The organism is Nonomuraea cypriaca (assembly GCF_015645445.1).
In the GTDB taxonomy this organism is placed as follows: Bacteria; Actinomycetota; Actinomycetes; order Streptosporangiales; family Streptosporangiaceae; genus Nonomuraea; species Nonomuraea cypriaca.
The window spans coordinates 1-26,169 of sequence record NZ_JADOGI010000008.1 but is presented as its reverse complement, the minus strand read 5'-3'; the positions used below and the strand labels follow the sequence as shown (position 1 = coordinate 26,169).

At 70.2% G+C, this 26,169-nt stretch carries 22 protein-coding genes; 10 read left to right on the top strand and 12 right to left on the bottom strand.

Features of this window, described 5'->3' with window-relative positions:
• Positions 1–19 precede the first annotated feature (19 nt).
• The 5 genes from manD to ITP53_RS04410 form a co-directional block, all read right to left on the bottom strand.
• Positions 20–1,210 (bottom strand): D-mannonate dehydratase ManD, encoded by a 1,191-nt coding sequence (gene manD / locus ITP53_RS04430; RefSeq protein WP_195893983.1) that lies wholly within the window; start codon positions 1,208–1,210, stop codon positions 20–22.
• A gap of 26 nt (positions 1,211–1,236) precedes the next feature.
• Entirely contained in the window at positions 1,237–2,067 is an 831-nt protein-coding gene (locus ITP53_RS04425) for a carbohydrate ABC transporter permease (RefSeq protein ID WP_195893982.1), read from the bottom strand.
• On the bottom strand, positions 2,064–3,002 hold the full coding sequence (locus ITP53_RS04420; protein WP_195893981.1) for a carbohydrate ABC transporter permease: 939 nt from the start codon (positions 3,000–3,002) through the stop codon (positions 2,064–2,066). The genes ITP53_RS04425 and ITP53_RS04420 overlap by 4 nt, the downstream gene beginning before the upstream one ends.
• Complete coding sequence (locus tag ITP53_RS04415; protein WP_207755520.1) at positions 3,002–4,315, bottom strand: extracellular solute-binding protein; 1,314 nt, start codon at positions 4,313–4,315, stop codon at positions 3,002–3,004. Before ITP53_RS04415 ends, ITP53_RS04420 begins: the two co-directional genes overlap by 1 nt.
• Before the next feature lie 108 nt (positions 4,316–4,423).
• A complete protein-coding gene (locus ITP53_RS04410; protein WP_195893980.1) occupies positions 4,424–5,209 on the bottom strand; it encodes a FadR/GntR family transcriptional regulator in 786 nt (261 codons plus the stop codon).
• 256 nt (positions 5,210–5,465) lie between these two features.
• Between ITP53_RS04410 and ITP53_RS04405 the strand changes: the two genes are divergently transcribed.
• Entirely contained in the window at positions 5,466–9,341 is a 3,876-nt protein-coding gene (locus tag ITP53_RS04405; RefSeq protein WP_195893979.1) for a metallophosphoesterase, read from the top strand.
• Between the two features lie 67 nt (positions 9,342–9,408).
• A complete protein-coding gene (locus ITP53_RS04400; protein ID WP_195893978.1) occupies positions 9,409–10,542 on the top strand; it encodes a HupE/UreJ family protein in 1,134 nt (377 codons plus the stop codon).
• Positions 10,543–10,551: 9 nt separating this feature from the next.
• Here the strand turns inward: ITP53_RS04400 and ITP53_RS04395 are convergent, their stop codons facing one another.
• A complete protein-coding gene (locus tag ITP53_RS04395) occupies positions 10,552–10,965 on the bottom strand; it encodes a YciI family protein (protein WP_195893977.1) in 414 nt (137 codons plus the stop codon).
• A 37-nt stretch (positions 10,966–11,002) separates the two neighbouring features.
• Entirely contained in the window at positions 11,003–11,389 is a 387-nt protein-coding gene (locus ITP53_RS04390) for a VOC family protein (protein ID WP_195893976.1), read from the bottom strand.
• 224 nt (positions 11,390–11,613) lie between these two features.
• Here ITP53_RS04390 and ITP53_RS04385 point away from each other — a divergent pair, with 224 nt between their 5' ends.
• Positions 11,614–12,999, top strand: a complete 1,386-nt coding sequence (locus ITP53_RS04385; RefSeq protein ID WP_328813928.1) for a sensor histidine kinase — start codon at positions 11,614–11,616, stop codon at positions 12,997–12,999.
• Positions 13,000–13,044: 45 nt separating this feature from the next.
• On the opposite strand, the gene ITP53_RS04380 is transcribed toward ITP53_RS04385, so the two are convergent.
• Positions 13,045–13,428 (bottom strand): ATP-binding protein, encoded by a 384-nt coding sequence (locus tag ITP53_RS04380; protein WP_195893974.1) that lies wholly within the window; start codon positions 13,426–13,428, stop codon positions 13,045–13,047.
• Positions 13,429–13,573: 145 nt separating this feature from the next.
• On the bottom strand, positions 13,574–14,410 hold the full coding sequence (locus tag ITP53_RS04375) for an SAM-dependent methyltransferase (protein WP_195893973.1): 837 nt from the start codon (positions 14,408–14,410) through the stop codon (positions 13,574–13,576).
• 504 nt (positions 14,411–14,914) lie between these two features.
• Between ITP53_RS04375 and ITP53_RS04370 the strand changes: the two genes are divergently transcribed.
• Positions 14,915–15,523: a dihydrofolate reductase family protein gene (locus tag ITP53_RS04370; protein ID WP_195893972.1), complete on the top strand. Its 609-nt coding sequence runs from the start codon at positions 14,915–14,917 to the stop codon at positions 15,521–15,523.
• A 109-nt stretch (positions 15,524–15,632) separates the two neighbouring features.
• Here the strand turns inward: ITP53_RS04370 and ITP53_RS04365 are convergent, their stop codons facing one another.
• Positions 15,633–16,844 carry a citrate synthase gene (locus ITP53_RS04365; RefSeq protein WP_195893971.1) on the bottom strand — a complete coding sequence of 404 codons (1,212 nt, stop codon included), beginning with the start codon at positions 16,842–16,844 and terminating at the stop codon, positions 15,633–15,635.
• Positions 16,845–17,073: 229 nt separating this feature from the next.
• Here ITP53_RS04365 and ITP53_RS04360 point away from each other — a divergent pair, with 229 nt between their 5' ends.
• From ITP53_RS04360 to ITP53_RS04345, 4 genes are read left to right on the top strand one after another with little or no spacing between them, the layout of a single operon-like run.
• Positions 17,074–18,108 carry an Ldh family oxidoreductase gene (locus ITP53_RS04360; protein WP_195893970.1) on the top strand — a complete coding sequence of 345 codons (1,035 nt, stop codon included), beginning with the start codon at positions 17,074–17,076 and terminating at the stop codon, positions 18,106–18,108.
• A gap of 18 nt (positions 18,109–18,126) precedes the next feature.
• Positions 18,127–19,110 carry a Bug family tripartite tricarboxylate transporter substrate binding protein gene (locus ITP53_RS04355; RefSeq protein ID WP_195893969.1) on the top strand — a complete coding sequence of 328 codons (984 nt, stop codon included), beginning with the start codon at positions 18,127–18,129 and terminating at the stop codon, positions 19,108–19,110.
• Entirely contained in the window at positions 19,107–19,691 is a 585-nt protein-coding gene (locus tag ITP53_RS04350) for a tripartite tricarboxylate transporter TctB family protein (protein WP_195893968.1), read from the top strand. The genes ITP53_RS04355 and ITP53_RS04350 overlap by 4 nt, the downstream gene beginning before the upstream one ends.
• Positions 19,691–21,262 (top strand): tripartite tricarboxylate transporter permease, encoded by a 1,572-nt coding sequence (locus tag ITP53_RS04345; RefSeq protein ID WP_195893967.1) that lies wholly within the window; start codon positions 19,691–19,693, stop codon positions 21,260–21,262. Before ITP53_RS04350 ends, ITP53_RS04345 begins: the two co-directional genes overlap by 1 nt.
• Before the next feature lie 75 nt (positions 21,263–21,337).
• On the opposite strand, the gene ITP53_RS04340 is transcribed toward ITP53_RS04345, so the two are convergent.
• Positions 21,338–22,951 carry an FAD-dependent oxidoreductase gene (locus ITP53_RS04340; RefSeq protein ID WP_195893966.1) on the bottom strand — a complete coding sequence of 538 codons (1,614 nt, stop codon included), beginning with the start codon at positions 22,949–22,951 and terminating at the stop codon, positions 21,338–21,340.
• Positions 22,952–23,081: 130 nt separating this feature from the next.
• Here ITP53_RS04340 and ITP53_RS04335 point away from each other — a divergent pair, with 130 nt between their 5' ends.
• Together ITP53_RS04335 and ITP53_RS04330 are read left to right on the top strand one after the other, a co-directional pair.
• Positions 23,082–23,993 carry a LysR family transcriptional regulator gene (locus ITP53_RS04335; protein ID WP_195893965.1) on the top strand — a complete coding sequence of 304 codons (912 nt, stop codon included), beginning with the start codon at positions 23,082–23,084 and terminating at the stop codon, positions 23,991–23,993.
• 127 nt (positions 23,994–24,120) lie between these two features.
• Complete coding sequence (locus tag ITP53_RS04330; protein WP_195893964.1) at positions 24,121–25,551, top strand: FAD-dependent oxidoreductase; 1,431 nt, start codon at positions 24,121–24,123, stop codon at positions 25,549–25,551.
• 13 nt (positions 25,552–25,564) lie between these two features.
• Here ITP53_RS04330 and ITP53_RS04325 read toward each other — a convergent pair.
• Positions 25,565–26,169 (bottom strand): lysozyme family protein (locus tag ITP53_RS04325; protein ID WP_207755519.1); only part of this gene is annotated, 605 nt, incomplete at its 5' end.

The following is a 26,169-nucleotide window of genomic DNA, read 5'->3' as shown; positions in this document are numbered from 1 at the left end:
AGTCAATCGACTCAATCCCTCACCAGTCGTGGACGGTGCCGTCGTGGAGCCGGTTGATCGGCAGGTAGGCCCGTTCGTACGGGTGCGCCGCCGCCAGCTCCTCGTCGAGCTCGATCCCCAGCCCAGGCGCCTCTCCCGGATGCAGGTGCCCGTCGGTGAAGGTGTAGGCGTGCGGGAACACCGCGTTGGTCAGCTCGGTGTGCCCGGAGTACTCCTGGATGCCGAAGTTGTGGATCGCGAGGTCCAGGTGGACGGCGGCGGCCATGCCGATGGGGGAGATGTCCTCGGGCCCGTGGATGGCGCTCTTGATCTGGTATTGGGCGGCGAAGTCGAACAGCTTCCTCATGGGGGACACGCCGCCGAAATGCGTGACGGCGGAGCGTACGTAGTCGATGAGCTGCTCGGTCACCAGCGTCTGGTAGTCGAAGACGGTGTTGAAGACCTCGCCGATGGCCAGGGGTGTGGTCGTGTGCCCGCGGACGAGGCGCAGCCCCTCCTGGTTCTCGGCGGGCGTGCAGTCCTCCAGCCAGAACAGGTCGTACGGCTCCAGGTCCTTGCCCAGGCGGGCGGCCTGGCTCGGCGTGAGGCGGTGGTGTGCGTCGTGGAGCAGGGGCAGATCGGGGCCGAACTCCTGGCGTACCGCGTCGAAGACCTTGGGGAGGTGACGCAGGTAGGCGGCGGTGTCCCAGTCCTCCACCACGGGCCGGGCGCCGCCGGGGGAGGAGCGGACGCCGTACACGCGGTCGAGTCCCGGGACGCCCGTCTGCACGCGGATCGCCTGGTAGCCGTCGGCGAGCAGGGCGCGGACGGAGTCGAACAGCTCGGGGAGGTCGCGCCCGGAGGCGTGGCCGTAGGCGCGTACGCGGTCCCGGCTCGCGCCGCCCAGCAACTGGTACAGCGGCAGGCCCGCCACCTTCGCCTTGATGTCCCACAGCGCGATGTCGACGGCGGCGATCGCGGCCATCGTCACCGGCCCGCGCCGCCAGTAGGCGCCACGGTAGAGGGACTGCCAGGTGTCCTCGATGCGGTGCGGGTCGGTACCCAGGAGCAGCGGGACCACGTGCTCCCGCAGGTAGCCGGCCACGGCGACCTCGCGTCCGTTGAGTGTCGCGTCGCCGAGGCCGGTGACGCCCTCGTCGGTCTCCACCTTCAGAGTGACGAAGTTGCGGCCAGGACTGGTCAGGACCACGGCGGCGTCGACGATCTTCATGTGCTGCCTTTCTGCTGCGGGCTCGGTCAGCCCTTGGTGGCTCCGGCCGTCAGCCCCGCGACGAGGTACTTCTGCCCGAGCACCGCGACGATGACGACCGGCACCGTCATGAGGGAGGCGGCGGCCATCAGGCCGCCCCAGTCGGTGCTGGCGTAGGAGATGAAGTTGAACAGCGTCACCGGCGCGGTCTGCGTGTTCTCGTCCGAGAAGATCAGCGCGAACATGAAGTTGTTCCAGCTCGCCACGAACGCCAGGACCGACGCGGTCGTGGTGCCTGGCGCGGCCAGCGGCAGCGCGATGCGCAAGAACGCGCCGAAGGCGCTCAGCCCGTCGGTACGCGCGGCCTCCTCCAGCTCGATCGGCAGCCCCTCGAAGAAACCGATCATGATCCACATGATCAGCGGCACCGAGACGAACATGTGGCTGAGGACCAGCACGGTGTAGCTGCCCACCAGCCCGGCCTGGGCGAACAGGTAGTACCAGGGCACGAGTAGGGAGATCCCGGGGACGATGCGCGCCACGAGGACGAGGGAGCCGGTGCGGTACATCCGGAACCGCCCGACCGCCCAGGCGGCGGGCACGGCGATGATCGCGGACAGGACCGTGGACACGGCTCCGACGATCAGCGAGTTGACGAGCGACCGGAGGATCTCGCCGTCGGCGAGGACGTTCGAGAAGTTCTCCAGGGTGGGGGAGAAGACGAGCCCCACGCTGGGGTCGGTGACCTGCACGTTCGTCTTGAAGGCGGCGGCGAACATCCAGACGAGCGGCAGGACGAAGCCCAGGCACACGACCGTGATGGCGGCGCCGCGCAACCAGGACACGACGCGCCGCTGGGAGGGGGCGGCGGAGCTCATGCGGACTTCCTTCCCGGGCGGCGCCGCAGCAGGATCACGACGCCGATGATGGCCAGGGTGAACAGGACGAGGACGGCCGAGGCCAGACCGTATTCCTGGTAGTCGAAGGTGAGGCCGTAGGCGTAGACGTTGAGGGTCTCGGCCTCGAAGTCGGATCCGCCGCCCGGGCCCTTGGTGGCGTACAGGATGTCGAAGGTCTTGAGCGCGTCGACGGAGCGCAGCACGACGGCCGTGGTCAGGGTCGGGCCGAGCATGGGCAGGACGACGTACCTGAAGCGCTGCCACAGGCCGGCCCCGTCGACGTGGGCGGCCTCCTCCGGCTCCCCAGGCAGGGTGGCCAGCCCGGCGAGCAGCAGCAGCGTCATCATGGGGGTCCACTGCCACACGTCGATGAGCATGAGGAGGGGCAGCGACTGGCTGACCGAGCCGAGGAACTCCTGCGGGGGGATCCCCACGGACATGAGCAGGTGGTTGGCGATGCCGTTGGTCGGGTCGAGGATGAGCAGCCAGAGGATCCCGACCGCGACGGGCGTGGTCAGCAACGGGATGACGAGCACCGTACGCACCCAGCGGATCCCGAGGAACGGCCGCCGCATGAGCATGGCCAGCGCCATCCCCAGCACGGTCTCGACGACCACCGCGCCGATCGTGAACAGGGCCGTGCGCTCGACGGCGGGCCAGAAGCGGCGGAAGTCGAGTAGCGCGTCGCCGAAGTTCAGCAGGCCGACGTAGCCCTTGCCGGCGTTCACCGCGCCGAAGGCGTCGGTGAAGCTGAGGTTGAGCGTGAAGACCAGCGGAAAGACGATCATCAGGCCGACGAACGTGAGGGCCGGCGCGAGCATCGCCCACTTCAGCCGCCGGTTGGCCTGCTCGAACGTCCGCGACCGGCCGTTGGCCTGGCGCACCGGCGTCGCCCTCGTGGCGGTGGCGGTCATCAGCCCTCCCTGTGACGGTTGTCGCGGACGAGGAAGTCGGCGAACTCGGCGTCGGCCTCGCGGGCGACCGGCGCCACCGGCTCGCCGAGGATGGCCGCCACGAGGGGCCGGCCGATGATGTCGCGGGCGCGACCGACCTGCAGGACGTCCGGCCGGTCGATGCTCACCCCGATTCGCGAGCTGGTCTGCATCGCGGTGGCCAGGTCGGGCGGGAACGCCGCCAGCGTCGCCCGGTCCGACCACGCCGACTGCCGCGCTCCGGGAATCCCGTCCGCCTGGAGCCGCTTGACCATGTCCTGGCTGGTGGCCCAGCGGATGAACTGCCACGACTCGTCGGGCAGGCGGGAGAACTCGCTGATGCCGAGGCTCCACGACGGGATGTTGTACGGCCGGGACCCGGCGGGACCGGCGGGGAACGGCGCGAAGGCGACGGTGTCGCGCACGGTCGAGATCTTCGGGTCCAGGAAGTTGGTGTAGATCGCGTCGGCGTCGACGTAGAAGGCCGCCTTGCCCTGGGCGAAGATCGGCATGGCCTGCTCCAGGGTCATGTTGGTGACGCCAGGCGGGCCGGTCCGATCCAGCAGCCTGCCGTAGAACTCGTACGCGCGGATCGCCTCGGGCCGCGCGATGGCGGATCGCCCCTGGACGGTGAAGTCGCCGCCCAGCGAGTAGAGGAAGCTCGACCACTGCGTCACGGCGCCGCTGCGTTGTCCCCGGCCGACGAACCCGAAGAAGTTCTCACGCGGCCTCGCGAGCTGCTGCGACAGCGCCATCAGGTCGTCGAGCGTCTTCGGCGCACCGCCTTCGACCAGGTCCTTGCGGTAGTACAGGACCGGCCGCTCGGTCACCACCGGCACGGTCAGGACCTTGCGCGTGGTGACGGAGCGCTCACGCGAGGCCGGCAGGAAGTCGTTCCAGCCGAAGGCCGCGTCGCCCGACACCAGGTCGGTGAGGTCGGCGAGCCAGCCGTTGTGCGCGAAGAGCAGCTGCTCCTGCAGCGCCCTGAGCATCATGACGTCGACGTCCGTGGCGGAGGCGTTGAGCTTGACGTTGAAGCTGTTGGCGAGCTGGTCCGCGGTGAGCAGCGACATCGAGACGCGGCGGCCGGCCAGCTCCTCGAACTCGGCGAGGTGCTTCGAGATGGCCTGCGACCAGACGTGGTTGCAGGCGAGGATCCGCAGCGGGGTGTCGCGCGAGGGCCTGCCGCCGCCGGCCGCGCAGCCTCCGAGCGCCGTGCCGCCGAGGGCGGCGCCGGCCGCCAGCTGGACGAAGGAGCGTCGGCTCAGGTGGTGGCTGTCGATGGGCATGCTCATGTTCGGCTTTCTGCTCGGCGCGTCCCCTCACGCACTGGTCCAACTGGTAGGACCAGTGGGACCCTAGCAGGCCGACTTTCACCCTGACCAGCCCTTGACTGCGCGGAGTCAGCCACGGCCTTTCGACTGGCTCAGCAGCGTCTCGATGTGCTGGCGCGCCATCACGTCCACGCTGAGGTCGAGATCCCTGCCGTACGTGCGCAGCCCGAGCATGAGGTGCTCGCGCATGCGCTCCCTGGCCAGCACGGCGTCCCTGGCCACGATCGCCTCGAGGATCTCGGGGTGGTGGGCCACGCCGGGCTCCCCGATGGACGGATCGGAATGCGAGCGGAGCATCATCTCGAACATCATGCCGCTGATCGACGACAGCATGATCCGCAGCACCGGATTGCCGCTCGCCTGCGCGACCGCGTCGTGGAAGTCGATGTCGGCGTAGGACTTGCCGACCACGTCGGTCGCCCTGAGCAACACGTCGTTGGCCGCCCGCATCGTGGCGAGGTGGGCCTCGGTGGCCCGCTCGGCCGCCAGCCCGACGATCTCCACCTCCAGCGAGACACGCGCCTCGATGAGCTGCCGCACCGTCGGCCGTCCGGCCCGGTAGAGGGCGTCATAGCTGCGGGCCTGCACGGAGGACTGCTCCCTGACGAACGACCCCCGGCCCGGCGCCACCTCGATCAGGTGCTGCGCCTCCAGCCGCCGCAGCACCTCACGCACCACATTCCTGCTCGCCCCGAACTGGGCGGCGAGCTCACGCTCAGAAGGCAGTTTGGACCCCGCCCGAATGTCCCCGGAACGGATGTCGAGCTCCAGCTGACGCGCGATGCGCTCGGTCAGCAGCCCTCGGTGGGATCGCGACAGATCAAGGCCCATCGGTGCTGGGGGGTCGGTGGGCATGCCCAAGAGGATACAGGAGGGGGTCAGCGGCGCCTGGCGTCCAGAATGAGGCTGATCATTCCCTTTCTCGTCAGTCTCTCCACGCACTTCGTTCACTCGTGCACTCCATCGTGACCCGCCGAAGGCAGGCCATCTGTGCTTGTGCAAGAAAGAGAAGGGACAGCACCCGATGCAACCATGGGCAGCACGAAGGTTACTGGGTGCCTTACGGAGCCGGGGACGCCTCGCCACGGCCGCCGCGCTCGCGGCACTGCTCTTGAGCAGCCTGGTGACGGCGGCGTACGCGGACCCGGGAACGGCGGAGCGGGGACGGCCCAGCCCGGCGCCGACCGGCTCCCCGAGCCCTCCGGCGCTCACCCCCGCCGACGGTTCGTACCTGGAGGGCAGCACGAAGGTCGCGGCGGTCCCGGCCGCGGCCGGTGACAGCGTCACGAAACTCGACGTCGACGGCACCGCGCTCGACGCCACCAGGACCGTGGGCGTCTCCAGGCTCGGCTTCGACGTCGGCTCGAACTCGACGGAGGCGCGCTACCACAACTACGTGCTCGTCAACGGCGCGTACCGCAGCGACATCGGCGACCACGTCAACGAGCGGGCCACCGTCGAGATCCCGAACGAGCACCTCGTCAAGGGAGAGAACACCGTCGAGATCGTCGTCGGGACGATCACATCCTCCTGCGGCGTCAACCACGACGACTTCGTGCTCTCCGACGTGGGCCTCGAACTCCTCGGCGAGGTCGCGGACGGCGAGGACAACCCCTACACGTTCTCCTTCGGCGACGGCAACTGCGGCTCGAACACCTCGCTCCTCACGCGGGCCACGCTGAAGTTCTTCGTCCTGTCCGACCCGCAGGGGACCACGGGCCTGGCCGCGGACCTGGACACGACGACGCTGGCCAACGGCGAGCACGCCATCACCGCCACGACCGCGGCAGGGGTGACCGTCAAGCACACCGTGACCGTGAACAACGCCCCGGCCGGGGCGCCGCGGCTGCTGCCCACGGACGGCACGCTCGTGGCCGGCACCAAGCCGGTCTTCGCGACGGTCCCCGCGGCCGGCTCGGGCGGCGTCGCGTCCCTCACCGTCGACGACGGCGAGCCCGCCACGAAGGCCACGCTCGGGAACGGCGCCGCGACGTTCGCGTTCGACGTGGGCGCGGACTCGATCGACGACAGGTACGACGACTTCCTGCTCGTCAACGGCAAGCGCATCGACCTGGGCGGCACCTGGGTGAGCCGGCGGGTGACCGTCGCGGTCCCGGCCAGGTACCTCGTGCCGGGCGACAACGTGATCAAGGTCGTCACCGGCGACTACAAGGAGTCCTGCGGCAACGGCCGCGACGACTTCACGATGGCGAACCTGGACCTCGCCCTCGACGGCGCCAAGGTGACAGGCCAGGACGTCAAGCCGTCGTACGAGATGGGCGACGGCACCTGCGGCAGCAGCCAGACCGCCCTCAGGGACGTCGAGTTGCGCTACACGATCGACGCCCCGGCGGTGCACGTCGTCGAGACGCTCGGCTCGGGCGACGCGACCCTCGCCTTCACCGTGGGCAGCAACTCGATCGAGGCGCGCTACCAGAACTTCGTGCTGGTCAACGGCCAGAAGGTGGTGCTCGACGGCGACTTCGTGAGCCGGCGGGTGGACCTGCCGATCCCGAACGAGTACCTCGTGCCCGGCTGGAACACGATCGACTTCGTGACCGGCACCTATCCCACGTCGTGCGGCAACAACCGCGACGACTTCGTGATCTCGAACATCGTCCTCACCCCGGTCGGGGGCACGGCGGCCGGCCAGTCGCTCAAGACCTCGTACGGCATGGGCGACGGCAACTGCGGCGACAACGTGAACCCGCTGACCGAGATCGACCTGCAGTTCCTGGTGGACGCCCCGGCCCGGGGCCTGCGCGCGGACCTCGACACCACCGCGATCAAGGATGGCAGGCACACCCTCGCCGCGACGTCCGCCACGGGCGAGGTCGCCACCCGCGTCCTGATCACCGACAACTCGGCGCCTGCGGTCGCGGCCAGCGTCCCCGCCGGGGGCGAGAAGATCACCGCCGCGGTGGTGCTGGACGTCAAGCTGGAGGACGCCTCCGGCGTCGTGTCCGGGCCCGACGTCAAGCTCGACGGTCAGCAGATCGCACTGGGCGCCCAGGTGGGCCCCGGCCTGCGGGCAGGTCCGCACACCCTGGCCGTGACCGGCGCCGACGGGCTCGGCAACACCACGACCCGCGAGATCGTGTTCGAGTCGGCCGGCATCCCGGACGTCCCCGCCGAATTGACCCCGGCGATGGGGACCGTCGACGTCTCCGATCCGGCCAGGCTCTCGGCGAAGGTGGCAGAACCCGACGGCGGCCGGGTGACGGCGACGTTCTCCGCCGCCGAGATCCTGACCCCGGACCAGGTGTTCCAGGGCACGGCCGAGTCCGTCCCCACGACCCTGCGGGTGCCGGGCGAGCGGCGCGTCAAGACGGACGCGCTCGAACCCGCCGACGGCAGGACGCTCGACGCGCCCGCCGCTCAGGAGCTCACCTACCAGCGCTACGACGTGCGGGTGAAGGGGCACGTGGACGCCCCGGTCCTGCGCTGGGAGGGCGTCATCGACCCCGAGCGGCTGGCGTCGCTGCGGGTGTGGAACACCGAGACCGAGGCGTGGGACCTGCTGACGAGCGCCCGCGGCGCCGCAGAGGGCAAGACGGTGCTCACGGCCGTCACCGACCGCAAGTACGTCGACAAGCAGCAGGTCCACGTCATGGTGACGGGTGAGGACCCGTTCGCCGACGACATCGACCCCGGTGACCAGAACGGCTTCGCCGACCCCGCGTCGTACGACTTCTCGATCGTCCACTTCACCGACACCCAGTACATCTCCGAGGGCGCGGTGGAGCAGGAGACCCCCGAGGAACGCGCGGTGTGGGAGTCCGCCTACGCCGGCGTCGTCGACTGGATCAAGGCGAACAGGGACCAGCGCAAGATCTCGTACGTCGCCCACACCGGCGACATCATCGAGAACAACATCCGCAAGCCCGCGGACGAGGCCATGCGGCGGCAGGTCGTCGGCGAGTTCGAGGTGTCGTCCAAGCAGCAGCGCGTGCTGGACGACGCGGACATCCCGAACGGCGTGATCGCCGGCAACCACGACAACCAGTCGGGCACCGAGAACGGCCCGGAGGCGATCTACAACAAGTACTACGGCCCAGGCCGCTACCAGGAGGCGTCGCAGGGCTGGCAGCACGCCGAGTACGGCGGGCCGTGGAAGGAAGGCGACAACCAGAACCACTACGACCTGTTCTCCGCGGGCGGGCTGGACTTCGTCGTGGTCGGCCTGTCCTACGGCGTGACGAGGGACGAGGCCGAATGGGCCGACTCCGTCTTCAAGAAGTTCCCGAACCGCAACGGCATCCTGCTCTCGCACGACTACCTCGTGCCGAGCACCAACCCCGACGGGCGCGGCGCCGGATTCTCCGCTCCCGACGGCTCGATGCTGTACAAGACCGTGGTCGAGAAGAACCAGAACGTCTTCCTCATCCTCGCCGGCCACGAGCACGGCGTGGGCACCAACGTGAAGCCGAAGGTGGGCCAGGTCGGCAACGGCGTCGTCGAGCTGCTGGCGGACTACCAGTTCTACACGGTGTCCGCCGACCGGCTCGGGCTCACCGAGATCGGCGGCTACAACCCGGAGGACCAGCTCCAGTTCGGCGCGAGCTTCTTCCGGCTGCTGCAGTTCGACGTCAAGCGGGCCGAGCTGAGCGTGGACACCTACTCGCCGCTGCTCGACGACTTCGGCGCCGCCGAGTTCGACCCGCTGCGCCGCTACAACGGCCTGGAGGACAACATGGTGCTGCCGGTGGACCTCACCTCACGCACGACGACCTTCCAGACCGACTCGCTGGCGCTCTACGACCCGACCAGGACCATCGGCAAGGGGACGGTCGCGTCGGGTGAGGTCGCCTCGGTGACCTGGGACCGGCTCAAGGACGACACGGCGTACGCGTGGTTCGTCACGGCCCGCTCCGCGGGCGGCGGCGTGACGGCCTCCGAGCCGAGCGTCTTCGTCACCAGGGACGAGCACGGCCGCCCAGGCAAGTGGGGACCGGACTCGCCCATGTACCGCTGGTTCAACCGCTAGAACGATCACCCGCCGCCCCGGGCCCCCGGTCCGGGGCGGCATTCCCCCTGATCTGGAGAGACCCGACATGTCCCGCAGGCGCCGGCTGTCCGCGGCCGTCCTCGCCGTCCTCCTCGGCGGCGTGCTCGCCGGCCTGGCGCGTCCCGCACCCGCGATGGCGCACGAGGCCACCACCACCGCCCACGCCGAGGTGACCGGCACGGGCACGGACGTCAAGGTCGTGCTCGAACTCGAATACGACCTCCTCATGAAGTCGGCCTGGCTCTACGCGGAGGCGTACGAGGCGAAGGGCCGGGCCGAGCAGCTCCGCCAACTGAAGATCAACCGCGCGGCCGTGATCGAGTACGTCACGCGCCGCTTCGCCGTCGCGTACGACGACCGGCCGTGCGCGCCCACGATGGCGGGCGACGCGGACGTGCGCCCGCGCGGCAAGGCGGCCTTCGCGGTGCTGACCTTCGCCTACGCGTGCGCGGGCGGGCCCGGGGGCGGCCACGCGATCTCGAGCGCGCTGTTCCCCGACGCGGAGACCTTCGTCCACAGCACCGAGACGATCGTCAGGTACACCCTCGACGGCAGGCAGGGCTCCGCGGTCCTGGTCGCGGGAAGCCCGACGCTGCGTGTCGGCGAGCGCCAGGCTTCGCAGCAGATCGGGGAGTTCTTCCTTCTCGGCGCCGAGCACCTGGTGTTCGGGCTCGACCACGTCCTCTTCCTGCTCGCCCTGCTCATCGGCGCGCGCCGGCTGCGCGACGTCGTCGTCACGGCCTCCGCCTTCACGGCCGCCCACAGCATCACGTTCCTGCTGGCGGCGATGGGCGTCGTGGACGTTCCAGGGGAGATCGTCGAGCCGGTCATCGCGGCGTCGATCGTGGTCGTGGCGGTCGCGAACCTCCTGGGCCGCGAGGACGACCGGCTGGGCCGCTGGCGGCTGCCGATCGTCTTCGCGTTCGGCCTGATGCACGGGCTGGGCTTCGCGGGCGCGCTGGACATCGACGAGAGCGGGTCGTGGGAGCTGCTCCTGTCGCTGCTGAGCTTCAACGTGGGCATCGAGGCGGCGCAACTCGCGATCGTCGCCGTGCTGTTCCCCCTGCTGGTGCTACTGCGCCGGACGCCTGCGGCCCGCTGGGCGCCGGCCGCGATCACGGTCCCCATCGTGGCGGTCAGCCTCTACTGGTTCTTCGACCGCGTCCCGCTGCCGCTCTGAGCTCCCCGCTCACCTCCCACGCGTTCCCCGCTGGTCCTCGCCGGGCACGTCCACGATCGGGCGTACCTCGACTGCGGCGAACCGGGCGTCGGGGATGCTCGCCGCGATCTCCGCCGCCCGTCGCGGGTCGTCGCAGTCCACCACGAGGTAGCCGGCCAACTGCTCCTTGGCCTCGACGTAGGGGCCGTCGGTGGTGACCGGGGTCCCGCCCCGCACCCGTACGGTCCTGGCACGTGCCGGATCGGCCAGCGCCACACCCACGACCAGCTCACCTGACTCGATGATCTCCCGGTGCAGGGCGTCGGCCCGCCTGGTCAGCTCGTCCCGCTCGGCCGCCGGCAGTGCCAGGAACCGCGGATCGCGCAGGAACAGCGGGTGCTCCCAGTTCTTCGGATTGCCGTAGATCAGCAGCAGATACTTCATCTCGGCCTCCTCCTCGAGACGAGCCGGAGGGCGTCCGCTACGCCGATGGACCGGCGACGCCGACGACGTTGCCCTCGGGGTCGGCGAACCGGCCGACGGCGAAGTCGCCGGACTCCGGCTCCGGGCCCATCAGGCGCCTCCCGCCGAGGCTCTCGGCCTCTCTGAGCGCGGCCTCCACGTCGGGAACGGCCACGTAGAACAGGACCTGGGCCTGGCGCCCCGGGCCGCCGCCGACGCCGCCGTTGATGCCGTCACCGTCGCCGGTCGTGCTTCCGTCCACGAATCCGTACATGCCCGGCTGCGAGACCTTCTCGCTGGTCGCGTCGCCGGTGTGGAACTCCCAGCCGAACAGCCCCCCGTAGTAGCCGCGGAGCTTCGCGGGGTCGTTTCCGATGATCTCGAAGTGCACCACAGGCTGTCCCATGATCAGTCCTCTCTCTGTGCTGATGTACCCGAGCAGGGCTTTCACCACAGAGGTCGGAGCGGCAGGCCGGGTTCTCGACATCCCACCCCGAACAGTTCCCCCGCCGAGGCAGGCGCGGGATGTCCAGGGCAGTGCGTCCTCACTTAACCGCATTTGTCGATGAATCTCCCTGTGTTAGCGGCGAACCCGCCGCTTGTGGTCTCCTGATCGACGGGGAGAGGCGAGTGAGCATACGGTCGGGCCGATCGCTGCGGACGCGGCTGGCGCTGTTCGCCGGCATCGCCATGGTGCTCCTCAACACGGTGGTCAGCGCGTTCGTGCTGTACGGCATCCGGGGCGAGGTCGTCGACATCCGGGCGCACGACGTGACCGGCATGGCAATGAAGGTGCTCCTCATGGTCAAGCGGAACCGGTTGTCCCCGGTGGTGCGCTTCAACGAGCTCGACGGCATCCAGGTGGTCGACCCGGCCGGGCGCGTGGTGTCCTCGACACCGAACCTGGCCGGCCTGCCCAGGCTGACGACCGCGATCCCCCACCGGGACCAGCCGAACGGCGTCGCGGAGCTCTGCGACCTGCCCGGGTTTCCCGGCCGGTGCCAGATCGTGGTCGCCCTGACCGCGTTCGAGCCGGACGGCGAGTGGATCGTCTACGCCTTCGATCCGGCGGTGCCCTGGTACGTCAGCGCAGGCGTGATCATCTTCCAGCTCTGCATATCGGCGATACTCGCCACGGTGGCCTGGTTCGGGGTGTCACGCGTCGTGGCCAGGACGCTCGCGCCCGTCGACGGCATCACCAGGAGGCTGGCCGAGATCTCCGCGGGGGGCGGCGGGATGCGCGTCCCCGTGCCCGAGAGCGACAACGAGATCAAGGCCCTGGCCGAGACCGGCAACAAGACGCTGGAGCGGCTGGAGGCGGCGATGGAGCAGCAGAGGGCCGCGATGGAGCAGCAGCGCAGGTTCGCCGCCGACGCCTCACACGACCTGCGCAGCCCGATCACCGCCATGCGAACCGAGGTCGAGGACGCCACGCTCCACCCCGAGGACGCCGACTGGGGGCAGGTGGGCGACGTGGTGCTCGCCAACCTGGACCGGCTCCAGGCCATCGTCACCGACCTGCTCACACTGACCAAGCTGGACGCGGGCGCCCCGGTCCGCCACGCGCCCGTCGACCTGAGCGAACTGGTCACCACGGAGACCGGCAGGCCGCGCGCCAAGCGGGTCGTCACCGACGTGCGAGAGGGCGTGGTCGTCACGGGCGACCGCCTGCAACTGGCCCGCCTGCTGACGAACCTGCTGGACAACGCCGAGCGGCACGCCGAGACCCGGATCGCGGTGACCGTACGGCGGGAGGACGGGCAGGCCGTGCTCGAAGTCCTGGACGACGGCGCGGGCATCGCGCCCGACCAGCGCGAAATCGTCTTCCAGCGGTTCACCCGCCTGGACGCCGCCCGCAACCGCGACGCCGGCGGCACCGGCCTCGGCCTGCCCATAGCCCGCGAGATCGCGAGAGCCCACGGCGGCACGCTGACCATCGAGGACTCCGGCACCGGCGCCCGCTTCGTCCTCCGAATCCGAACCCACAGCACTGAGAACCCCTCCCCGGAGTGCTGAGGATCCCGAACCTGGTAGCCCCGGGCGAGGCGCGCGCGTAGCCGGTTATCGGAGGATCGAGAACCAGACGATCTTGCCGCCGGTGGCGGGGCTCACTCCCCAGTCGTCGGCGATCGCCGCGACGATCTGCAGGCCCCGGCCCGACAGCGCGTTGACGTCGGGTGAGCACGGGCGGGGCACGCCTTCGCCGGGATCGAAGACCTCGCCGTACAGGTGGCCCTCGCGGTCTTCCAGGCGGAGCGCGTACGCCGACCCGCCGTAGCGGACGGCGTTGGTGACGAGTTCGCTCACGATGATCAGGCAGTCGTCGATCGCCTCATCGAGGCCCCACTTGGTCAGCTCGGCCCGGACCAGGGAGCGGGCCTCGCCGACGCCGGCCGCCACTGACGGCAGCAGGCACTCCACCGTGCGGATCGGTGTGGAGGTCAAGGATCCGGGGTGGGGGGCCATGTCATCACGTCTCTCGTTTTGGGAGCGCTCCCAATCCCACGATAAGCGCTTGTGCTCACTTTTGGGAATCCGGCGCGGACAAGATTGTTGTGATTCCATGTCGCGGGCTCGTTCAGAGACCCCCTCAGGGGAGATGGGCCACGGCGCCGTAGTTGCCCGACGCGCTCGGCTGGTCGGCGCAGGCGAGGTCGCCCGCGCCTGGACGCCACCGCGGCACCCACACCAGTCCTGGCTCCACCAGGTCGAGCCCCTCCAGCAGGGCTTCGACCTCGTCCCGGGTACGGATCGCCAGCCGGGGCAGAGTCATGGCGAGCAGGTCGCGGATGGACGGCAGCAGTTCCGGCGGTACGGCGTCGAACGTCGTGTGCAACAGGGTGAGGAAGCTGCCCGGCGGCGCGGTGTGCCGGAGTCGCTTGATGACGTAGTGGGCGTACTCGTCGTCGTCGAGGCTGTGCGTCGACAGCAGCAGGATGGCGAGGGGCCGGTCCCAGTCGAGGAACGTCTGGACGACCTGATCCCTGAGCAGCTCGTCGATCTCCCGCACGTCACCGTCGACCACGCGGATGAGGTCGTTGAACGGCTCGATGGTGGCCTGCGCCATGGTCACGGTCATCGGGTCGCTCTCCACGTACACGACGCGCAGGTCCGGGTCGGTGGAGGCGCGGCCGGCGATGTCATGCAACCGGTGCCCGGCGGAAAGGCCGCTGGAGACGCCGCTTCCCACGATCATGAACTGGTTGACGCCTTCGACGGCGGCCAGGTGGCGTACCACCCGGGACAGGAACTGGAGCACGGCGCGGGCCGCGGTCGTCATGGCGGGGGTCACTTGATCGAAATGGCGAACCGTGTCCTGGTCTGCGAGGAAGTTGTTCTTCCCGCCGGCCGCGGCGTCGAATATTCGCGTGATCCTGGCTTGCGTCGTATCGAGCTTGGCCAGGTTTCGGACAGCTCGTTGGTGCATGAGCGTTGCCCCTTTCCCCTCGCCGCTACCTTCTTGCGGTAAGCGATCTATGGACCTCACTCGATGACTCAGACCATATGTTCCAACAATTCCAGTCAATGGCAATACGATAGACCGGTTATTTCGGGAAATGTTTGTTACCAGAATGCGGTGATCCGGCGCCCATGATCGCATCCGTGCGGGTCCGGATGGGTCTCCGCAGTGCGGAGGCCGCGTTCTCAACGTCGGAAACCGACTGTGTGAAGGCCCTCCACCGGCGGGCCGATGAATCTTGGCCTGACCCTCGGTATCAACACGGCGGCACTGCGGTTGTGCTCGGCGGGTGTCCGATTCGGGAGTGCCGGTACAGAATGATGCCGGCGCGTCGGCCGCTCACTTTTGAGTGCGCCGCCGGTCTGACCGTAGGGAGGCCTTAAGAGATCCGTAAACGGGATCCGCCAGGCTGAAGGCACATCGGCAGGAGCGGGACCGTACGGACCCCGCCAGTGAGAGAAGGAGCGTCGGATGGCGAGCAAGCTGGTGGTTTCGACCTTCGTGTCGTTGGACGGCGTCATGCAGGCTCCCGGCGGGCCAGGCGAGGACGAGTCCAACGGCTTCGAGCACGGCGGCTGGCTGCCGCCGCACGTGGACGAGGGGTTCAACCGCATCATGGGCCCGCAGTTCGAGCGCGCGGACGGCATGCTGCTGGGCCGCAGGTCGTACGACATCCTCGCGTCACACTGGCCCAACGTGTCCGACGAGGACGGCGGCGCCAAGATCAACAGCATGGCGAAGTACGTGGCCACGAGGTCGCCGATGAAGGCCGAGTGGCGCAACACCGAGGTCCTGGTGGGCGAGGCCGCCCAGACGGTCGCCGATGTCAAGCGGCGTACCGACGGCGAGATCCTGGTCCAGGGCAGCAGCGACCTCATCCGTACGCTGCAGTTGGCCGAACTGGTCGACGAGTATCGCCTGCTGGTCTTCCCCGTCGTCCTCGGCAAGGGTAAGCGGCTCTTCGCGGAGGGCACCACGCCGGCCGGCCTGAAGCTCACCAGCACCACCACGACCGACGCCGGCGTCGTGTACGTCACCTACGAGTGGGCGGGCAAGCCGTCCTACGGCTCCGTCGTCTGACCAACCAGGCACGCGACTGCGTCTGACCGTCCAGGCACGCGACTGCGTCTGACCAATAAGGCACGCGATCGGCTCCGCCGCCCGTACGGGCCGCGGAGCCGTCGTGGTTCTAACGCACGCCCCTCACCTGCGAGAGCGTGTACTCCTCAAGGGCGTGGGCGATCCAGCCGGCGCTGCGGGCCAGCACGAAGACGGCCTCGCCTGCGCCGTTGGCCATGCCGTGGGCGAAGCACAGCGCCCCGAGCGCGAACTCCACGTTCGGCTGCAACTGCCGTCGCTCGATCACGAGGTCCACGGCGGCCCTGACGATCTCCAGCCGCTCCGGCCTGGCCGACGACGCGGGGAGCATGGCCAGCAGCATCGCGCCGCGCGGATCGGGGCCTCGGTAACGGGGCTGCCCGAATCCCGACAGGCCGTCACCGCGTTGCAGCCGTTGTCCCAGCACCCTGGCGACCTGGTCCGGGGAGTCGATCTCCGCCAGCCAGGCCTGCACCGCCAGCGAGGAGCCGCCCCCGTGCAGCAGCCCGCTGGCCATGCTCGTGCCCGCCAGCACCACGGAGTAAGGGTCGGCGGCGGTGGCCGCGGCGTCGCGCGCCGCCCGCGTCGACGGCCCGAGGCCGTGGTCGGCGCACAGGACCAGCGCGGCCGACATGAGTTCGAGGTCGGCGGGCAGCGGCGGGCCGGGCGACAGGGCCGACCAGAGCCGTTCGGCCGTCGACCGTCCGGACGGCGCGGGCGCGGCGGCCGGGGGGAGCGACTCGATGAACGCGGGGGCCAGCGTGCGCGCCACCGAGGTGACCGACGGCGTGGACAGGTCGTAGCGGAACGGGTCGAGCGCGCCGAGCACCATGGTCGTGGCCTTGATCCGGTCCAGCGGCAGGCTAGAGGCGGGCATCGCCGCCTGCAGCCGGCGTACGGCCTCGACGGTCTTGGCGTCGATCACCCATGCGGTCGCGTTCGCGCGCCCGCCCCACAACAGCTCGGCCACCGACTCGAACGAATGCGTGCGCGCCAGCTCCGTGGCCGGTCGTCCCCGGTAGAAGAGCTGGTCGTCGACGATGTGCGCGACGCGGGTGGTGACGTCGCCAGGCCCCGAGCCGCCGGGCGACGGCTCAGGCGGGGTGCCCTTGCGCAGGCTGAACCGCTCCACGGCGGCGCGGGACAACCAGCTGCGGCCCCGGGACCGCTCGCTCTGGAGCAGGCCGCGGCTGATGTAGGCGTACACGGTGCTGGGCTTCACCTGGAGGATCCGTGCGGCCTCCGCCACCGACAGGGTGTCGGCTTGTGCGCTCTCACCTGGCACCAGTCCGTCACCCTCCATATTGGTTTCTATGTTGATTTCTATGTTGATTCGTCAACTGTAGTGCATTCCCCCTGCGGCGCGCCGCAAATCGAGTGTTGACACCCGCGATCGGACCCGCCTAGTGTCAACACACTATCAATATGTCGTCAATATTGATGGCAGGTTAATCAATATTTCGGGGTCGGAGAGACGAGGGACGACGGTGCCGGCGTACCCGCCAACCCCTCACCCCACCGAGAGGAACCGCATGACCACGATCACCCGGCAGCAGCTGCACGACCTCGCGGCCGCCGCGCTGTGCACGGCCGGGCTACCGGCGGACGACGCCGGCCAGGTGGCCGACGTGCTGGTGCTCGCCGAGCTGTTCGGGATCAGGACCCACGGCGTCCAGCGCATCCCCCAGTACCTGGAACGGGCCCATCTCGGCGGCATCGACCTGACCGCCGAGATCACCACGGACATGGTGGCCCCGGCAATGGCCAGGGTCGACGGCGCGAACGGGATCGGCCCGCTCATCGGAGCCCGGGCCCTGCGGGCCGCCATGGCGGGAGCGCGGGCCACCGGGATCGGCGCGGCCTTCGCCCGCCACAGCAACCACTTCGGCCCGATCATGCCGTACCTGTTCCTGGCCGCCCAGGAGGGGTTCGCGACGATCATCGCCAGCAACGCCACGACCACCATCGCGCCCTGGGGCGGCCAGGAGGCCAGGCTCGGGAACAACCCCATCGGCCTGGGCGTGCCCCGCCCCGGCGGCGATCCGCTGCTGCTGGACATCGCGATGAGCGTGGTGGCCCGCGCCAAGATCCGCGGCGCCGCCAAAGCCGGTACGGAGATCCCCGGCACCTGGGCGACCGACCGGGACGGGCGCCCGACCACGGACCCCGCCGAGGCCCTGGAGGGCTTCCTCCAGCCGATCGGCGGCCACAAGGGCTACGGCCTCTCCCTCATGATCGACCTGTTCGCGGGCCTTCTGTCGGGAGCCGCCTACCTGGACCGGGTGAGCTCCTGGAGCACCGATCCCGAGCGGGCGCAGGACCTCGGCCACCTGTTCATCCTGGTCGACACCGCCCCTCTCATGGGCGGGTCCGAGCTCACCGAGCGGATGACCGACTTCGTCCGCATCCTGCACGACACCCCCGCCACCGACCCAGCCGTCCCGGTACGCGTCCCCGGCGAGAGCGAGATGGCCGCCTACCACCGCCAGGTACGCGACGGCGTCGAGGTCCCCGACGAGGACCTGCACGCCCTGCGGACCCTGGCCTCACTCAGCGAACACTCCTAGCCAAGGAGCACCCCTCACATGAAGCACACAACCCGTTCCCGAGCCCTCGCCGGCGCCTTCGCCCTGCTGCTGTCGATCACCGCGTGCGGTACGACCGCGGGCGAGGACACGGCATCCCCCGCCCGCAACATGCACGTCGTGGTCGGGAACTCGCCCGGCGGCGGCTACGACACGATGGCCCGCCAGATCGCCAAGACCCTGTCCGACACCAAGATCGTGAACCGTACGGACGTCATCAACAAACCGGGCGCGGACGGCACTGTGGCGCTCCAGCAACTGGTGAACCAGAAGGGCCAGGCGGACACGCTGATGACCACCGGCCTGGCCGTCACCGGAGCCGTGCTGGCCAACAAGGCGCCCGTGACACTGAAGGACGTCACGCCGATCGCCCGGGTGCTGGAGGAGCCGAGCATCATCGCGGTGTCCGCCTCATCGCCGTACAAGACGCTGGACCAGCTGCTCGAGGCGTGGAAGGAGAACCCGGGCAAGGTGCCCGGCGGCGGGGGCGCGGTCGGCGGGCCCGACTACACGTACATCATGCTTCTCGCCAAGGCCGCCGGGATCGATCCCAAGGAGGTCAACTTCGTCCAGTACGACGGCGGCGGCGAACTGCTGCCCGCGGTCCTGGGGAACAAGGTGGCGTTCGCGGCCTCCGGATACGCCGAGTGGGCCGACCAGATCGAGTCCGGAGAGCTGCGGGTGCTCGCGGTCTCCAGCGCCGAGCGCCTGGCCGAGGTGAACGCGCCGACGCTGAAGGAGCAGGGCGTCGACCTGGTCTTCTCCAACTGGCGCGGCTTCATCGCGCCGCCGGGGATCAGCGAGGACGACAAGAACAAGCTGATCGACGTGTTCCGCCGGCTGCGCGACAAGCCGGAGTGGAAGCAGACGCTGCAGAAGAACGGGCAGTACGACGCGTTCCTGGCCGGACCCGAGTTCGGCACGTTCATGGCGACCGAGCAGGACCGCATCGGCCAGATACTCAAGGAGGCGGGTGCCCTGTGAGCGGGCCGGGCAAGCCGCTGACCGACATCGGCGTGGTGGCCCTGCTGCTCGGCGTGGCCGCCCTCGTCGCCTGGGACCTCACCCACCTGTCCGGCGCCTACGCGCAACGGGGACCCGTCGGCCCGGCCGCCATCCCCAGCGTCGTGGTCGGCCTCCTGGTCCTCTGCGCGGCGCTGCTCACCGTGGAGATCATCCGCGGACGAGCCCAGAGCCGGGCCGGGGAAGGCGGCGAGAGCGGGACGCAGGACGGTGGCGAGAGCGGGACGCAGGACGGTGGGACCCACGACGGTGACGGTAGCGGGACCCACGAGAGCGACGACGAGGAGCGCGACAGGAGCGGCGGCTGGAAGACCGCGGTCGTGCTGGCCGGCGCACTGGTCCTCACGATCGCGCTGATCGAGCCGGCCGGCTGGGTGATCGCCGGCGGGCTGCTGTTCTGGTTGTCCTGCTACGCGCTGGGCAGCCGCCACCAACTGCGTGACCTCGCCGTGGCAGCCGGACTGGCGCTCGGCTCGTTCTACCTGTTCGACGCGGGACTCGGCATCCACCTGCCCGCGGGAGTCCTGCAGGGGATCCTGTGATGGACACGCTGGCACAACTCGCCGCGGGGTTCGGCACCGCGCTCACCCCGATGAACCTGCTCTACGCGGCGATCGGCGTCATCCTCGGCACCGCCGTGGGCGTCCTGCCTGGGCTCGGCACGTCGATGAGCATCGCGTTGCTGCTGCCGCTGACGTACGCGCTGGAGCCGACGAGCGCGTTCATCATGTTCGCCGGCATCTTCTACGGCGGCGCGTACGGCGGGTCGACCACCTCGATCCTGCTCAACACCCCGGGGGAGAGCTCCACGGTGGTGACCGCCATCGAAGGCCACCTGATGGCCAGGACGGGCAGGGCCGCGCAGGCGCTGGCCACGGCCGCCATCGGCTCCTTCATCGCGGGCACCATCGGCTCCGCGCTGCTGGTGTTCCTGGCCACGCCGATCGCCCGCCTCGCGGTCGAACTCGGCGCGCCGGAGTACTTCGCCATCATGGTGCTGGCGTTCGTGGCCGTGACCGCGACCCTCGGCGCGTCGCGCGTACGCGGGTTCGCCTCCCTGGCGCTCGGACTCACGATCGGACTGGTCGGCCTCGATCCGCAGACCGGCCAGCAACGCCTCACCTTCGGCGTCCCGCAGCTCATCGACGGGATCGACATCGTGCTCGTCGCCGTGGCGGTGTTCGCGGTGGGGGAGGCGCTGTGGATCGCCATCCACCGGGACGGCGGCGCGGACCGGCCCATGGCGCCCGGCCGGCCCTGGATGAGCCGGTCCGACTGGCGGCGGTCATGGAAGCCCTGGCTGCGCGGCACCGCCCTGGGTTACCCCTTCGGCGCCCTGCCCGCCGGCGGTGCGGAGATCCCGACGATCCTGTCCTACACGGTCGAGAAGCGGCTGACGAAGAGGCCGGAGGAGTTCGGGCGCGGGGCGATCGAAGGGGTCGCCGGGCCTGAGGCGGCCAACAACGCCTCCGCCGCGGGGTCGATGACCTCCCTGCTCACGCTCGGCCTGCCGGCGAGCGCGACGACCGCGGTCATGCTGGCCGCCTTCACCACGTACGGCATCCAGCCAGGCCCCCAGCTCATGTCCAACGAGCCCGAACTCGTGTGGGCCCTGATCGCCAGCCTCTTCATCGGCAACGCGCTCCTGCTGGTCATCAACCTGCCGCTGGCGCCGGCCTGGGCGAAGTTGCTGCGCATTCCGCGTCCGTACCTGTACAGCGGGATTCTCTTCTTCGCCGTGCTGGGGGCGTACTCGCTGAACGCCCAGCCGTTCGACCTGGTCACGCTGCTGGTCCTCGGCGGCCTCGGGCTCGCCATGCGCCGCTACGACCTGCCGGTGCTCCCGCTCATCGTGGGCGTGGTGCTCGGACCGCGCGCGGAGACGCAACTGCGCAGGGCGCTGCAGATCAGCGACGGCAGTCTCAGTGTGCTCACGTCCAGCGCCCTGGCGGTGCTGATCTACGCCGTCGTGGCGATCGTCGTGCTCTGGCCGCTCATCCGCCTCGGCCTCCGGCTGATCAGGCGCACGTCGGAGCCGCCGGGCGGCGACGGCTCGCCGCCTTCCGCGGCGGCGACGCGGGAGTCCCCCGTCAACGCCCGTAACGGCTCCTGACCCGCCCGGACGCCCCGCCGCGTGCCGCGTGCCGCGGGAGACGGCACGCGGCAGGGCGGGAGGCGGCGGCGCCCGTCACGTCGGCAGGCGCACCGACAGGGCGTGGTGGAAGACGTCGCGCGGGTCCCAGCGGGCCTTGACCCGCTGCAGGCGGGCGTAGTTGGCGCCGTAGTAGATCGTGGACCACGGCACGCCGGAGGTGTTCCACGCGGGGTCGGCGTGGTCGGTGTCCGGGTAGTTGATGTAGGCGCCGCCGCAGTTGCCCCCTGGCACGGGCACGCCTCCGGTCGCCTCGAACGTCCCCTGGTGGAGCCGGCGCACCCACTCCAGATGTGCCGCGCCGTCCTGGCCCTCCTCCCAGGTGACCAGGTGGATCATCTTCATGATCGACTCGCGTTCCACCGTGGCGGTGGCCGCCGGCGGGACCGTGTTGACCTGGCCGCCGTACCCCAGGAGCCAGAGCAGGCCGCTCTTCGAGACGTCCCCGGCGGTGCCGAGGTGGTCGAAGGCCACGTCCGCCTGCGCGTCGGTGAACGGCTCGCGCAGGTAGGCGGACTTGCCCTTGTAACGGCCCGCCTCCGACACCCCGCCGGTCGAGGCCGTATGCATGTGCTGGTACCAGGGAGCGCGCTGGAACGGAGTGACGAACACGTCGGGGGTGACACCCTCGCCCACGGCGGCGAAGTGGTCGCGCAGAAGCGTCTCGGCGCCGGGGACGGCGGCGTCGATCTCGGCGGGCAGGACGATGCCGCCGGGGTCGGCGGCAGGCTGGCGGCCGCCGACGAGCAGGGAGCCGAACAGCGACGCCTCGGGACCTCCCGGGGAGTTGTGGCGCTGGTGCCATTCCGCGTAGTTGCGCAGCAGTCTGCGGAACGACTCCTTCGTCATGCCGTCCCACGACCAGAGACCCACGCCGGACAGCATGGTGGCGGGCGGTCTGGGCAGCAGCTCGGCCGGGTCGCCTCCCCTGACGTCCGGGTCGCGCATCCAGTAGCGCGTGACGATGCCGAAGTTGCCGCCACCGCCGCCCGTGTGCGCCCACCACAGGTCGTGGTTCGGGTCGTCCGGGTCCCTGGTCGCCACCACCGCGCGGGCCCGGCCGGAGCGGTCGGCCACCACGACCTCCACGGCGTGCAGGTAGTCCACCGTGAGGCCGTGGCGGCGCGACAGCGGGCCGTACCCGCCGCCGGCGATGTGACCCCCGGCGGCCACGCCCCCGCATTGGCCGCCGGGAATGGTGACGCCCCAGCCCAGGTAGAGCCTGCGGTACGCCTGCAGCAGCGTGGCGCCGGCCTCGACGCAGAACGCACCGCGCCGCCGGTCGAAGGAGACCTCCGACATCCCACACATGTCGATCACGACCTGCGCGCCGTCGCCGACGAAGTTCTCGTAGCAGTGGCCGCCGCTGCGTACGGTGACGCGGCGGTTCTCCCGGACCGCCGCGTTGACCGCCGCGACCACCTGCTCGGTGGAGCCGACCACGTGGAAGTAGTCGGGTCGCGGACGGAAGCGGTGGTTCGCCCGATGTTCCGCCAGGTCCTCGTAGCGGGGGTCGGCGGGGCGTACGACGATGGGGCCGAACCGCGGCTCGGCGGAGGCCGCCGCGCTCGGGGCGACTCCCGCCGTCATCGCCGCGCAGCCGAGCGCCGCCGTACCGCCGAGCAATCCACGGCGTGTGACCTTGTCCATGATCTACTCCTTCTGCCGCCCGCCCGGAACGGCTGACTTTGACACTAGGAGCGCGGTCATCGCCGGAGAATGCAGCCAGATGCACGCCTGGGTGGAGGTAGCTGCACCCGCCATGTGGTGACATGGGCGCATGGAGCTGCGTGAGCTGCGGATGTTCGTCACGGTGGCCGAGAAAGGCGGTATGTCGGCGGCCGCGCGCGTGCTGCACATCAGCCAGCCCGCGCTGTCACAGACGATCAACGCGCTGGAGCGCGAGCTCGGGGTCAGGCTGCTGGTCCGCAGCAGCACCGGAGTGACGCCCACGGAGGAGGGCAGGACGCTGCTGGCCGAGGCGCGTGCCGTGCTGGCCCGCTACGACCAGGCGCTGCGGACGATGGCCGCCCACACCGGCGACGGGGGCGGGGTGCTGCGGCTGGGGATCCCCCTGGAACTGCCGTCCGGCCTGCTCGGGCCACCGCTGGAGCAGCTCTCCCTGACCTCTCCCGCGACCCGGGTGCAGGTACGTCACCTCTCGACGGCCGCCCAGCTGGCCGCGTTGCGGGCCGGTGAGCTCGACGCCGGCCTGTTGCGTGAGCGTCCCGCCGGGCCGGAGTTCGACGCGATGCTGGTGGTCAGGGAGCACCTCGGCGTGCTGCTCGCCGCCGAGCAGGCCGCCGAGCTGGCCGGCCCTGAGGGCGTACGGCTGGACGCGCTCGGCGGGCTCGAGTGGGTCTCCTTCCCCCGCTCCGGCAGCCCGGCCTGGTACGACGAGCTCACCGCCATCCTGCGCGGCCACGGCCTCGATCTCGGCCCGGCCGCCCCCGAGGGCCAGGAGCTGATCGCGGAGGTGAAACTGGCCGCCGTGGGCTCCGGGCGGGCCTTCGCGCTGGCGCCGCCGAACTGGTCGCAGCCCCTTCCCGAGAGCATCACCTGGTCGCCGCTGGTGGGGCACCCGTTGGTCCGCCGTACGTGGGTGGTGTGGCCGGCCGGTTCGCGCCGCCGCGATCTGGCCAGGTTCGTCGGCGGCTTCAGGGATCCGGACGACGCCTTATCGGGGTCATAAGGCATCGCTATGAACCGGCTGGAAGCGGCTTTAGCGGTGACGGCTTTATAACCCCGTACGGGTGGAATGCAGTACGAGGGGGTCGATGACCAGGGGGGCGTCGATCGTACCGATACGGGGGAGAGCCATGAGTAACGAGATCCACGCCGATCTGCTCGTCATCGGCTTCGGGAAGGGCGGCAAGACGGTGGCCGCCGCGATGGGCCGGCGCGGCAAGCGCGTCGTGATGGTGGAGCAGTCCGACCAGATGTACGGCGGCACGTGTCCCAACGTCGGATGCGTGCCGTCGAAGGCGCTCGTCCACCACTCCGGCCAACGCCGGCCGGACGACCCGCCACAGGAATGGTACGAACGCTCCATCAGGCAGGTGCAGGCGATCACCGGCTTCATGCGCGGCGCCAACTACGACTCGCTCAACGGCGCCGACACGGTCACGGTCCTCACCGGCCGGGCCACGTTCACCGATCCGCACACCGCCGAGGTCGTGACCGGCGACGATCGCGTCACCGTGACCGCCGGCCACATCCTGATCAACACCGGCTCCGAGCCGATCATCCCGGACATTCCCGGCCTGCGCGGCAACAAGCGCGTCGTCACCAGCACCGACCTCATCCACGCCACCGTCCTGCCCCGACGACTCACCATCATCGGCGCCGGCTACCTCGGCATCGAGTTCGCCTCCATCTACAACCGCTTCGGCTCCGAGGTCACCGTGCTCGAAGAGGCTCCGGAGATCCTCGGCCGGCTGGACGGCGACGTCGCCGGCGCGGCCCTGGACATCCTCACCGGCGAGGGCACGGACTTCGTCACGAGTGCCGAGGTCACCGAGCTCCGCGACGGCGGCGACCACGCCACCGTCGTCTACGGCAAGGACGGCGCGCGGCACACCGTGGACGCGGACGCGGTCCTCGTCGCCACCGGCCGGGCGGCCGTCACCCACGACCTCGGGCTGGAGGCGGCGGGCGTCAGGACGACCCGGTACGGGGCGGTCGAGGTCGACGAGCACCTGCGGACCAGCCGGCCGCACATCTTCGCGCTCGGCGACGTCAACGGCGGGCCGCAGTTCACCTACATGTCGCTGGACGACAGCAGGATCGTGCTCGACCAGCTCCTGGGCGACGACGGCCGGTCGATCACGGACCGGGTCGCGATCCCGGCCACCCTGTTCATGACCCCGCCGCTGGCCACCGTCGGCCTCACCGAGAGGGAGGCCCGCGCGGCCGGATGCCGGATCAAGATCGCGTGGCAGCGGGTGGCGGACATCGCGGCGATGCCGCGCGCGTACGTCGTGGAGGAGACGCGCGGGGTGATGAAGTTCGTGATCGACGTGGAGACCGACGAGATCCTCGGCGCCGCGCTGCTGAGCGTCGACGCGCAGGAGATCATCAACGTGGTGGCGCTGGCCATGCGGCACGGCGTCACGGCGGCCGAACTCCGCGAGGCCGTCTACACCCATCCAAGCTCGACCGAGGCGCTGAACGACATCCTCGGCACGATCGTGCGATCCGACGAGCCCACACGCATCGCCGAACCGGCCGCCCCCCGGGCGGGCCGCTAGGCCGGGTTGTGCCTCAGGCAGGCTGGTAGTCGCGGATGTAGCGGGAGACCTTGGTGGTGTAGTCACGCCATCGTGCGGGGATGCCGCCTGCCCGCTTCAGCGGGTCGACGCCGCTGCGGTAGAGGGCGGCGAGCTTCAGCGCGGGCTGGCCGGGCAGGTCGTTCACCCGCGGGCCGAGCCCGCACATGAACCGGCCCATGGACAGGATCGACAACTCGGCGCTGAACGGCGGCGTGGGTTCCGGGCGCTTCAGACCGCCCGGCTGCCAGTGCCACAGCACGTCCGGAGTCCACCTGGCGATGCCGTACTCGTCCTGTTGCGGATCGGAGAGGCGCGGGTTGTAGCCCGACTCCGCCTTGAGCATCGCGGCGATCAGCGCGGGGCTCAGGCCGGGCTGCTCGCAGTACGTGCCCGCCTGCACGATCAGCCCGCGGTACTCCTCTGGGATGTCGGAGTCCTCGCGCAGCCAGCGGCTCGTGTCGCCGTCCGTGGGCGCCGGGTTCGTCGTCGTGCCGGTGCCGCCCGGCGGGTCGGGGGGCTGGGACGTGCTGACGACCACGGCGGTGACGGCAGCGGCGGCCACAACGGCCGCCGTCCCACCGGCGATCACCCCCCGCC